The organism is Desulfobacter sp. (assembly GCF_050177295.1).
Map to the genome: position 1 here is coordinate 1 of NZ_JBFXHE010000096.1, position 12,281 is coordinate 12,281.

Consider the following 12,281-nt stretch of genomic DNA (forward strand, 5'->3'; position numbering starts at 1 on the left):
GGATGGCGCCCTTTCAACAACCTTTTGATTTCTTCTTTGAACAGAACAGTCCCGTTCGAACAGATGAATGATATTTCCCTGGGAATCCCCCAGAATTTGAACCTCAAGGTGCCTGGCTTTTTTGACAAGTTTTTCAATATAAACTTCATCGCTTCCGAAAGCAGCACTGGATTCCTTGCGAGCGGCATCAACCTGAGTCAAAAGCTCATCCGTGCTTTCCACCGCGCGCATTCCTCTGCCGCCACCGCCCCAGCTGGCTTTCAACATAACCGGATAGCCAATCTCTTCGGCAATCTCAATGACTTTTTTATCATCATAAGGTAATGGACCACTTGCCGGAACAACAGGCGCTCCCGCTTCTACTGCTACCTTCCGGGCGGAAACCTTATTCCCCAGCTTTCGCATAACATCCGGTGAGGGTCCGACAAATATAATACCTGCCTGGGCACAAGCCTCAGCAAATTCAGGCTTTTCCGCGAGAAATCCGTATCCGGGGTGAATCGCATCGACATTGTTTTCCTTTGCAAGCTGGACAATCCCTTCAATATCCAGATAGGCTTCAATGGGGCCTTTTCCTTCTCCGATTAAATAACTTTCACCGGTTTTAAACCGATGAAGTGCAAATCGGTCCTCCTGGGAGTATATAGCAATAGTGTTTATTCCAAGCTCATGAGCAGCACGTGTTACACGGATGGCTATTTCACCACGGTTGGCAATCAAGAGACGCTTGATTTGTTTTCCTATAACATCCATTTTATATGTCCTTGTTTTGAATGATAATGCTCCTTGAATCTGTTTGCAGCATTGCCAAAAGATTCTTCAATTCCAAAATCGGTAAAAATTCTTTCCACAGTCCTGATTTGCACCCTACCATGAAAAAGGAAATAAAAAATTTAATAAAATAGGAAACGCTTGTCAATCTATATTTTAGGAAACGCTTATCAATTCAAATCCTGCTTTTCAGGCAGGCGTTTTTTTATTGACCCTGCCACGTTAATCAGGTAGTTCATTATAAATAAATAAAAATAATCAAAGGTCATAAAACAATTATATATATTTATGGTTGTTTTTTTACGCGACCTTTACCCGTGAGAGAGTTATGATTGACCGGATTCATCTGTCCATATTAAACGAAATTGACCGAAAGGGAACCTTGACAGCGGCAGCCCAAGCTCTTTGCCTGACCCAGCCGGCCCTGACCCACACCATGAAAAAACTCGAATCCGGTATCGGCACCCGGCTCTGGCAAAAAGACGGCCGGGGGCTGCGCCTGACCCGGGCAGGCCAATATTTACTGGAGGTCTCCCGTAAAATACTGCCCCAGTTTGCCCTGGCCGAGGAGATGCTTGGGCAATATGCACGGGGCAAAAGGGGAATGCTCTGTATCGGAATGGAGTGCCATCCATGCCACCGTTGGTTTTCAACTATTGTTGCCGAATATCTTGCGCAGTACAAGGATGTGGAAGTTGATGTCAAACAGGAATTTCAATTTGACGGAATACAGGCGTTACAGGATTTTGAGATCGACCTGCTTATCACCCCGGATCCTGTAAAAACAAAAAACCTGTCCTTTACGCCGGTCTTTGAGTATGAACATGTGTTAGCGGTTCCCCAGAACCATTCCCTGGCCCAGCGCGATCACATCCTCCCGGAAGATCTGCTGGACCAGGTGCTGATCACTTACCCCGTCCCCTTGGAGCGCCTGGATATTTTCACCCGGTGTCTCATTCCGGCCCAATGTCGTCCCCAACAGCATAAAACCATTGAAACCACAGATATCATGCTCCAGATGGTGGCTTCGGGCCGGGGGATCACCGCCTTGCCCCGCTGGCTTGTGGAAGAGAGTCAAAAAAGGTTTGGATTAAAAGCCGTTTCCATCGGCCGGGGCGGCATCTGGAAAGAGATCTGTGTGGGGATCCGGGACCAGGACAGCACAACCGATTATATCCAAGGATTTATCGATCTTGCCGGATAGTAAAAAAATCTGATATAAAACTCCCAATTAAAATTTAAGAGGCATAGGAACCCAAGTTGAACATACCCAAAAAGGCCATTCTCCAGAAGGGGCAAGGCAAAACCCGGAAACTGGCCAAGCTTGAATATATTTACGAGCGGGAATCCCGCTATTTTGCCCAGGTGGGTGAAAGCGTCAAGGATCTGGCTTTAAAAGAGATCCAGAACCTTGGGGGGGAAAAGGCACGGCCTGTGTTCCGGGGCATCTGGTTTGAAGCGGATAAATCCACATTTTATAAAATCGTTTACCTTTCCCGCCTGGTGTCACGGGTGCTTGTGCCCCTGGTTGAGTTCGACTGCAAGGACAAGGATGCGTTGTACAAAGGTGCCAGAACAATCCGATGGGAAGAGTTTTTAACGCCCAAAAAAACCTTTTCCATCACAGCTAACGTGTCTGAGTCACAAATCACCCATTCCAATTTTGCAGGATTGCGGGTCAAGGACGCCATTGCCGACTATTTCAGGGACAGGACCAACCGCAGGCCTTCAGTAAATACCGAGGCGCCATGGATCATGATAAACGTTCATGTACATAGAGATCAGGCCGCCATTTCCATTGACGCCGGTTCAGGGCCTTTGCACAAGCGCGGATACAGGGAATCCAGGGTTTCTGCCCCCATGCAGGAAACCGTGGCCGCAGCCATTATCGCCCTGAGCGGATGGAACGGAGAAGAACCGTTGCTGGATCCCATGTGCGGCTCCGGGACCCTTCTTTGCGAAGCTCTGATGCATTACAGCCGGATTCCGGCCCAGGTGTTTCGTGAACAGTTTGGATTTGAGCGCCTGCCCGATTTTGATGCCCGGGAATGGGAAGCGGTGAAAGCGGTTGCAAACGAAGCCATCCGGCCATTACCCAGGGGGCTTATCCGGGGCAGCGATATTGCCGAACCTTCCGTTGAAGCCACGAGAACCAACCTGATGGGGCTCCACCATGGCGGCCAGATTGACGTGGACCTGGCCGATTTCAAACAGCTCAACCCGGTGGAAGGTGCGGTCATTGTCACCAATCCCCCTTACGGCATCCGCATGGGCAAGGACCAGAACATGAAATTATTTTACAACGATCTTGGCCGGTTTTTAAAGGAACAGTGCAAAGGCTGTACAGCCTATGTCTATTTCGGCGACCCGGGTTTTATCAAACATCTGCCTTTAGCTCCCTCCTGGAAAAAAAACCTGGAAATCGGGGGGTTGGATGGAAAGCTTGTAAAATACCAGTTATACTGATCTTAAAAAAGCAGATTCTGGAAAAGCAAAAACGCATGGGCACGGATTAAATGACTTGGAAAAAGTCATGAAAACAGACGAAAGGGGCGCTGATACACCTTCCATAAGAATCTATCATGAGCTTATGGCCTACAAGGTGGCTGATATCCTTCTGGTATCCAGCCCCTATGATGCCTTTATTATGGAGGAAGAGGGCCGGCTTTCAAACCGGATTATCAATCAATATAAGGGGCTGAATCTGTCCAAACCCCCGAAGCTGACCCTTGCGTCCTCGGTCACGGAAGCCTTTGCGCACCTTGAACTCAAACCTTTTGACCTGATCCTTGCCATGCCCGGAGTGGCCGGAATGGATGTCTACGCCTTTGGCAGACAGGTGAAGAAGCAATATTCACAGATCCCCTTTTACCTGCTGTTTCATAACACCTGGGATATTAATCAGTGTGTGAATGCAGACCAGGAAGCCGTGGTTGACCGGACCTATATCTGGGGAGGAAATGCCGACCTTTTGCTGGCCATTATCAAAAATTTTGAAGATGAAAAAAATGTGGCCTTTGATACACAAAATGCAAAGGTCCGGGTTATTATAATGGTGGAGGATTCCCCGTACCATTACTCTTCTTTACTGCCGGTCCTGTACAAACACATCGTCATCCAGACCCAGTCGGTCATGGATGAGTCCATTAATGAAGAACACAGGCTTTTAAAAAGGCGGGGCCGACCTAAAATTCTGGTGGCCCACAACTATGACCAGGCCCTAGCCCTGTTTAACCGCTACAGGCCCTATGTGCTCAGCGTTTTAACGGATATGCGCTACGCCATTAACGGGCAGGAAGATCCCTATGCCGGCCGCAAGCTTTTAACCCGGATCAAATCGGAAATCCCGGACCTGCCCATCCTGATCCTGAGTACGGAGGAAAAAAACCGGGACATTGCGGCAGCCATACCTGCCCAGTTTATCAATAAAAATTCAAACAACCTCCATGACCAGATCAAAAGTTTTTTTGTCACACATCTGGGGTTCGGGGCCTTTGTGTTCCGCATGCCGGACAACAGTGAAATCGCCCGGGCTTCCAATTTAAGGGAGGTTGAAAAGCTGCTGCCGGATATCCCCGATGCATCCGTACTCCATCATGCCAGGCACAATGATTTTTCCAGATGGCTGCTTGCCCGCAGCGAAGTCGATTTTGCCCTGAGCCTTAAACCCTATACCATTGACGATTTCCCCGACGCATCAGAAATTAAGCGGTTTCTCATAGAGCGCATCCGTGCCCGGCGTAAAGACTCGCGCCAGGGGCTTGTCATTGAGTTTAACCCGGAAAGATTTGACTCGGACACGGATTTTATGAAAATCGGAACCGGGTCCTTAGGCGGCAAGGCAAGGGGGCTTGCGTTCATGTCCCATCAGCTGGGCTTAGACCCTTCTTTGGGCCAAAAGTTCCCGGATATTGATATAACCATTCCCCAGACCTTTATCATTGCCACGGACGGATTCAAAATGTTTGTGAAAGAGAACAATCTGTCCCAGTTTCTGGAACAGGACAAGGTTTTGGATGACACCCAAGTGGTTGAACGTTTTCTTAACGCAGAACTGCCCCGCCCGCTGAAAATGAATTTAAGGGCATATATTCAAAATGTGCATTACCCCGTTGCCGTCAGATCTTCATCCCTGTTTGAGGACGCCCATTACCAGCCCTTTGCGGGACTTTATAAAACCTATATGCTGCCCAATGCCTGTACAGACATTGAAAAACGCCTTGGGCACCTGATCACGGCCGTAAAGCTGGTATATGCCTCAACCTATCTCAAAGCCCCGAGAGCCTATGCCCGGTCCACCATGCACAGAACCCAGGACGAAAAGATGGCTGTAGTGCTTCAGCAGATCACCGGTACCCGGCATAAAAACTATTTTTACCCGTCTATCTCAGGGGTGGCCCAGTCCTATAATTTTTATCCCATTGCCCATCTCAACGCGGAAGAGGGCATTTCCTACATTGCGCTGGGGCTTGGAAAGATTGTCATGGACGGCGGAAAAACCCTTCGGTTCTGCCCGAAATATCCACAGTTTCTGCCCCAGTTTTCCATGATTGAAGATATCCTGGAAAACTCACAGAAATATTTTTACGCCCTGAAAATGGACGGATTCCCGACCCATGGAAAAGTTTTCGGCACTGGCGAAGATCCATGCCTGGCCAGGCTGAATATTGCCGAGGCCAAGGATCATCCAGCCGTCCGGATGCTTTGCTCCACCTTTAATATACAGGACAACCGTATCCGGGACCGATTTTCCGACAAGGGATTTCCTGTGCTCACCTTTGCAAATATTTTGAAATACAACACCTTCCCCCTGGCAGATATCCTGGCCGAAGTCACGGCCCTGGGGGCCCGGTGGATGGGTACATCCGTTGAAGTGGAATTTGCCCTGGACCTGCCCGTTGAAGGTGTCCGGTCAAGGCCGCGCTTCTCCCTGCTGCAGATCCGGCCCATGGGCCAGTACAAGCAGAATCTTGGGGTAAAAATTACGGAAACGGACATTAAAAACGCATTCTGCCATTCCACCCTTTCCCTTGGCAACGGAGAATACAAGGATATCCGGGATATCGTGTATGTGGATCCCCAAACCTTTGAAGCGGATAAAATGCCTTTGATGGCAGGGGAAATTAACAAAATCAATGCCATGTTCAACCATACCGGAACAAAATATGTGCTCATGGGACCGGGGCGCTGGGGGTCTTCGGACCGGTGGCTGGGCATTCCCGTGGTATGGAGTGATATTTCCAACGTGGGGGTCATGGTGGAAACCACCATTGAAAGCATCAAGGCGGATTTTTCCCAGGGTACCCATTTTTTTCAGAATATCACCTCCCTTGGCATTTCATATATAACCGTACAGGACAAGGGCAATGATTTTATTGATTATGGTTTTCTCTCCACCCGGGAACCTGCCACTGCCACCCGGTATCTGAAACACATCCGGTTTGACAGGCCCGTAAGAATACTGGTGGACGGAAAAACCTCCCAGGCCGTAATAATGCAGGGCATTGACGGCGCCGGGACACAGATCATGGGTGACAGCCCCGAAATAACCTGACCATAAGGAGTGATACATGAAAATTCTCATCGTGGATGACGAAGAGATCTCCAGAAGAATTCTGCTCTTAAAAATGGAGAATATGGGCACCTGCGTGGCTGTAAACAGCGCCAAAGAGGCCCTGGCAGAACTTGAGAAGGCAAAGGCGGAAAAACAACCCTTTGATGTCATCACCCTTGATGTGTCCATGCCCGTCATGAACGGCCAGGAACTTCTTGAACATATCCGGAAAAAGGAGGTTCAGGACAAAATCCCAAAAAACGACCGGATAAAAATTCTAATGATAACCGCCCGGATGAACGTAGGCACCATCAATGCCTGCATCAAACGCGGGTGCAACGGGTACCTTACAAAACCGGTGAGCCAGGCCCAGTTGATCCAAAGTCTGTCTCAAATGGGCTTTGAGCCTGCCACCCCGGAAAAAAACGGCGAACAAGGCATGTCCCACAGCACAGGTGTGGCCGAGATTATCAAACGGTTTTACTCGGGAAAAATCATACTGCCGGTGTTCCCAAGCATTGTCAAAGAGGTTGAGGAGCTGCTGGCCGATAAAGACCCCTCTGTTGATGATCTGGCAAAAATTGTGGAAAAGGATCTGGTGATCTCAGGAAAGCTTATCACCATTGCCAACTCCTCACTTTACAAAGGCCTGGAGAATGTAAGCAGCCTTAATGAAGCGCTGGTGAGACTCGGCCTTAAACACACCCTGGGTATATGTTCGGCCCTTGCAACAAAAAACCTTTTTGATTCAAAAAATGAAGCGCTTAAAACAGAAATGGACAAACTATGGGTTCACTCCTTTGCCGTTGCCACCCTGGCAAGGCGCCTGGCTGAAGAAAAAGGGATTGATAACCTGGAAACCATTTTCCTGATGGGCCTGGTCCATGATATCGGCAAAATGCTTTTGATGAAGGCCTATGTGGACATGAATCCAGATGTCTGTGTCAGCGATGAAAATCTGCAGCTTACCATTCACGAAATCCACACCACCTTTGGCGGGGTTCTGCTTAAAAAAATGCACTTTTCACAACAGATTATAAAAGTCGCCGAAATTCACCACTGGGACCAGTTTGAAGAGAATACGGAAAAGGAACTGCTTGTGGTCAGCCTTGCCGATTCCATGGCCAGTGAAATGGGGTTCAGTTTTTTTTCCAAGAAGGATGAAAACAATACCCCTGAGTTTGAAGAAGGCGATCTTGCCCTGGAAACCGGCAATGAATTTAAACTGAACCGTGATAAAATTATGGATAAACTGTCCGGCCTGTCTGCCCTGAAAGTTCTGGGCCTGGATCCTGAAAAAGTTTTTTCAATCATCGAGCAGATCTATCCCATGATCAGGGAGACCTGCCGTACGTTCTGAGAAAAAAAAAAGCCCAACCACTGGAACAGGTTTCGGTGGTTGGGCTTAAGAACGCTAGTTGATGGACTTAGATTTAAGCGTTATCAACGATTTGGTTCAGTGTTGCGCTGGGTCTCATTGCAGCAGTTGTCTTATCGAAATCAATTACGTAGTAACCACCGATATCAACAGGTTTTCCCTGTGCAGCCAAAAGCTCATCAGCAATTTTCTTCTCGTTTTCTTTCATTGCTTTAGCTACTTTTTCAAATCTTGCTTTCAAAGCTTTATCTTCGTCCTGTGCAGCAAGAGCCTCTGCCCAGTACATTGCCAGGTAGAAATGACTGCCTCTGTTGTCAATTTCATTGACTTTGCGGGAGGGGTTCTTTCCTTCTTCCAGGAACTTGGTGTTAGCTTCGCCCAGGGTTTTCGCATACAGTTTAGCTGTGGCGTTGCCTTTGTTTCCAATGTATTCAATGGATTCAGCCAATGCCAGGAATTCACCCAGAGAATCCCATCTTAAATGGCCTTCTTCCAGGAATTGCTGGATGTGTTTCGGAGCAGATCCGCCGGCGCCGGTTTCAAAAAGTCCGCCACCTGCCATCAAAGGAACGATGGAAAGCATTTTAGCACTGGTGCCAAGTTCGAGAATGGGGAACAGGTCAGTCAGGTAATCTCTTAAAACGTTACCGGTAGCACCAATGGTATCCAGTGTTTGTCTGACACGGCCGCAGGAATAGGTGCATGCGTCAGCCGGTGCCATGACCTTGATTTCCAGACCGGATGTATCATGGTTGGGCAGATATTTATCAAGCTTTTTGATCAGTTCGGCATCGTGGGCTCTGTTTTTATCCAGCCAGAAAACAACAGGGAAACCGGTCAGTCTGGCACGGTTAACGGCCAGTTTGATCCAGTCCTGAACCGGGGCATCTTTCACCTGGCACATTCTGAAAACATCGCCTTCTTCAACAGCTATCTGAAGCAGAACTTTACCTGAATCATCAATAGCTTTAACTGTTCCGGCGGCCTTCATTTCAAATGTTTTGTCATGTGAGCCGTATTCTTCGGCTTTCTGCGCCATCAAACCAACGTTCTGCACGGTACCCATGGTTGGAGGATTGAATGCGCCGTTTTTCTTGCAGTCTTCAATAGCAGCCTGGAAAACACCGGCATAAGCTCTGTCAGGAATCAGGGCTTTGGTATCATAAGCCTTTCCATCGGCTCCCCACATTTTACCTGAATTACGGATCATTGCGGGCATGGACGCATCAATGATCACGTCACTGGAAACGTGCAGGTTGGTGATTCCCTTGTCGGAATTAACCATGGCCAGAGGAGGTCTTTTTGCATAGCAGGCCTGGATGTCTGCTTCAATTTCCGCTTTTTTGGCTGCAGGCAAGGTTTCAAGTCTGGCGTAAAGATCGCCGAGACCCATGTTCGGATTGACGCCGATTTCTTTGAACGTACCGGCATGTTTGTCAAAAACGTCCTGGAAGTAAACATAAACAACATGACCAAAGAAAATCGGGTCAGACACTTTCATCATGGTTGCTTTAAGATGGGCTGACAGCAGAATACCCTGCTTTTTGCAATCCTCGATTTCTTTGGCAAGATATGCACGAAGCGCTTTTTTGCTCATAACGCAGGCATCAATAATTTCACCGGCCTTCAGGGCAAGTTTTTCTTTAAGAACAGTTGTTGATCCGTCTGCACCAGCCAGTTCGATTTTAATGCTGCATGGTTTTTCAACAGTTGTTGAAATCTCACTTCCGTAGTAGTCACCTTCGGTCATGGATGCAACGTGGGTTTTAGAGTCAGCACTCCAGGCACCCATGGAGTGTGGATTTTTCTTGGCAAATTCTTTAACCGCAACAGCAGCTCTACGGTCGGAGTTACCTTCCCTTAAGACAGGGTTAACTGCAGATCCAAGATTTTTTGAATATTGAGCTTTAATGGCTGCTTCTTCGTCATTTTTGGGTTCATCAGGGAAATCCGGAACGTCATACCCTGCGGCCTGTAATTCTTTGATGGCGCCTTTCAATTGAGGAACAGAAGCACTGATATTCGGAAGTTTGATAATATTTCCGTCAGGGGTTTTGGCAAGCTCGCCCAAAAACGCCAGATCATCAGACACTTTCTGATCGTCTTTCAAGCGGTCAGACCAGTTCGCTGCGACTCTTCCCGCCAGAGAAATATCTCTTAATTCGACTTCAATCCCGGATCCTTTAAGGTAGGATTGTACAATGGGAAGCAAAGAATGAGTTGCTAATAAAGGTGCCTCATCGGTTCTTGTCCATCTAATTTTTTCACTCATGTTTATTCCTCTGTTGAAGTTTAAATTTAAATTTAAGACATCTAACACTTAATTATATTAAGATTAAAGCCCTGTCCGGTAATTTCTTATCGAAATTAAATTTCAAGATCTTCCATCTTACAAACGCAAATGGCGAATTCACTGGCCATGAGTACTTCATCCTTAACATACAAACAATAATGAGGTTTCAACGGTCTGACTCACTTTGTTATTAAAACAAGGAGCACGCCCAAAGTTTAATAACATTCAATAAGATGCAAATCAAGACCGTTATGGAAATTCCTTAAAAAAACGCGCTGGAAATCCGGGTTGCTACAACAGTGTTGATTTACATCCGGTCTTTAGTTTATTGTTTCAGGGTGATAGATGGGACTCCGCATATTTAATGAAAGCGCTAAAGCAAGGAGGGTGAAAATGAAAATAGTTGTTCTTGACGGATATACCTTAAACCCGGGGGACCTTAACTGGGAAAAATTTTCGGAAATTGGTGATCTGAAGGTTTACGACAGGACACGTCCGGACGAGATCCAGGAACGAACGGCTGATGCCAATATTGTGTTGACAAATAAAACCGTGCTGACGGCGCAAGATATTGGGTCAATGAACAAGGTTGAGTATATCGGGGTGTTGGCAACAGGGGTGAATGTAGTCGACCTTGAATTTACAAAAAAAACGGGAATTACGGTTACCAACGTTCCCGGCTATTCGGGTTCTTCCTCAGCGCAACTGGTTTTTGCCCTGATTCTGGAACTGACCAACAGGGTCGGACACCACAGTCAGACGGTAAGGGACGGAAAATGGTCGGAATCAAAGGATTTCTGCTATTGGGATTATCCTTTGGTGGAATTGGAAGGCCTTACCCTGGGCATTGTCGGTTATGGCGGTATTGGCAAGGCAGTGGCACGCATGGGAGCGGCTTTCGGGATGAATATCCTGATCCACAATCGCTCTGTTCCCCCTGATCTTCCCGAGGGAATCACCTATTCGGATCTGGACAACCTGATCCGTACCAGCGATATTATATCTTTGCATTGTCCGCTCACGCCCCAGACAAAAGGAATGATCAACAAGGATAGTCTTGCTCAAATGAAAAAAACTGCTTATTTAATCAACACCTCCCGGGGGCCGCTGGTTGTGGAAAACGATTTGGCTGATTTTTTAAATGAAGGTCGTATTGCCGGGGCTGCAATGGATGTCCTCGGGGTAGAACCGCCCGCCAAGCACTGCCCGTTGCTGACAGCGAAAAACTGCTACATCACTCCCCATATTGCCTGGGCAACGCTTGCGGCAAGGGAAAGGCTGATGTCCATTGCTGCTGAAAACATCAAAAGCCATCTGGCAGGAAAACCTCAAAATGTAGTCTCCAGAAAGTAAAAAATTCATCTGACAATCCTCAACGCACCCGGGTAAACTGCTTTCCGGGCTGTCTATTTTAGCCCGGAAAGGGAATAAAGCGGTCATGGGGAATCCAGGTTCCCGGACCGCCCTGAAAAACCTCCAGCATGGCGCTGGTATTTCTCCAGATTTCAACACATCCTCATTCTTAAATTATCGCCTGTGAAAAAAGGCGTGCCCTTTTTCTTGTCCCAGTTAAAAGCTGATGAATACTATGTTCAGAACATGTTCAAAACGCATGAAAAGCCTCTTTAAATAATGATCTTGAACTGGTTCAAAAAAGTGTCTAATTGTTGAAAACAGGTTCAAAATACGTTGTATCTTCAAAAATATTTTTCCAAATCTTTTAACCTGAAGAAGACCCCATGGCAGATTATTTTTTTAAAAGCCGATTGAATGTTGACAGAACATAAGTTTGTAAGTAACTATCTCTCACCTTTCAAGGGCTTATGAAATGGTGACCCTTTATACCCGTACCATCCTTGAAATTATCCGGGAAGGCATTGCCCCAGATGAAATAGCTGCCGGTATTTCGGACATCCTTTTCAACGGAGTGAAACCATGACCTTACTCAAAGAGATTGCAGCAACCATTGACAATTACATCAAAAAAGGGATCGAAAGTCTCAACGAAGACCAGGCAAAAAAAATATTCAAAAAACTGGGTCTGCCCGTGGTACAGGAAATACGAGTGGAATCCATTGAAGATATCCATGGGGCTGCCCGAACTGTCGGCTACCCTGTTGTGCTCAAGGGCATTGCAAAACAGATGCTGCATAAAACCGAAGCCGGTATGGTGGAGGTGGGCATCACCAATGAGGCGCGTCTGAGGCAAACGGCCCAACGGATGAAGTCCCGGGCGGGTGATGGTTTTGAAGCCTTCCTGATCCAGCCCCTGATCCAGGGGCGGCG

At 47.4% G+C, this 12,281-nt stretch carries 8 protein-coding genes; 6 read left to right on the top strand and 2 right to left on the bottom strand.

Translation table 11 applies throughout. From position 1 onward, the window contains the following. Window positions 1-753, bottom strand: a 753-nt coding sequence (locus AB7U36_RS09180; RefSeq protein ID WP_428159485.1) for a biotin carboxylase N-terminal domain-containing protein, incomplete at its 3' end; no start/stop codon positions are given. A 346-nt stretch (window positions 754-1,099) separates the two neighbouring features. On the opposite strand from AB7U36_RS09180, the gene AB7U36_RS09185 reads away from it, so the two are divergent. The 4 genes from AB7U36_RS09185 (at window position 1,100) to AB7U36_RS09200 (ending at window position 7,685) form a co-directional block, all read left to right on the top strand. Further along, window positions 1,100-1,975 carry a LysR family transcriptional regulator gene (locus AB7U36_RS09185; protein WP_428159486.1) on the top strand — a complete coding sequence of 292 codons (876 nt, stop codon included), beginning with the start codon at window positions 1,100-1,102 and terminating at the stop codon, window positions 1,973-1,975. Window positions 1,976-2,031: 56 nt separating this feature from the next. Next, window positions 2,032-3,237 carry a THUMP domain-containing class I SAM-dependent RNA methyltransferase gene (locus AB7U36_RS09190; RefSeq protein ID WP_428159487.1) on the top strand — a complete coding sequence of 402 codons (1,206 nt, stop codon included), beginning with the start codon at window positions 2,032-2,034 and terminating at the stop codon, window positions 3,235-3,237. Between the two features lie 67 nt (window positions 3,238-3,304). Beyond that, window positions 3,305-6,325, top strand: coding sequence for a PEP/pyruvate-binding domain-containing protein (locus AB7U36_RS09195; protein WP_428159488.1), 3,021 nt, complete (start codon window positions 3,305-3,307; stop codon window positions 6,323-6,325). A 16-nt stretch (window positions 6,326-6,341) separates the two neighbouring features. After that, on the top strand, window positions 6,342-7,685 hold the full coding sequence (locus AB7U36_RS09200) for an HDOD domain-containing protein (RefSeq protein WP_428159489.1): 1,344 nt from the start codon (window positions 6,342-6,344) through the stop codon (window positions 7,683-7,685). A gap of 73 nt (window positions 7,686-7,758) precedes the next feature. Here the strand turns inward: AB7U36_RS09200 and AB7U36_RS09205 are convergent, their stop codons facing one another. Continuing rightward, on the bottom strand, window positions 7,759-9,975 hold the full coding sequence (locus tag AB7U36_RS09205) for an NADP-dependent isocitrate dehydrogenase (RefSeq protein WP_428159490.1): 2,217 nt from the start codon (window positions 9,973-9,975) through the stop codon (window positions 7,759-7,761). A gap of 414 nt (window positions 9,976-10,389) precedes the next feature. On the opposite strand from AB7U36_RS09205, the gene AB7U36_RS09210 reads away from it, so the two are divergent. Next, on the top strand, window positions 10,390-11,349 hold the full coding sequence (locus AB7U36_RS09210) for a D-2-hydroxyacid dehydrogenase (RefSeq protein ID WP_428159491.1): 960 nt from the start codon (window positions 10,390-10,392) through the stop codon (window positions 11,347-11,349). A 582-nt stretch (window positions 11,350-11,931) separates the two neighbouring features. Beyond that, window positions 11,932-12,281 (top strand): acetate--CoA ligase family protein (locus AB7U36_RS09215; RefSeq protein WP_428159492.1); only part of this gene is annotated, 350 nt, incomplete at its 3' end.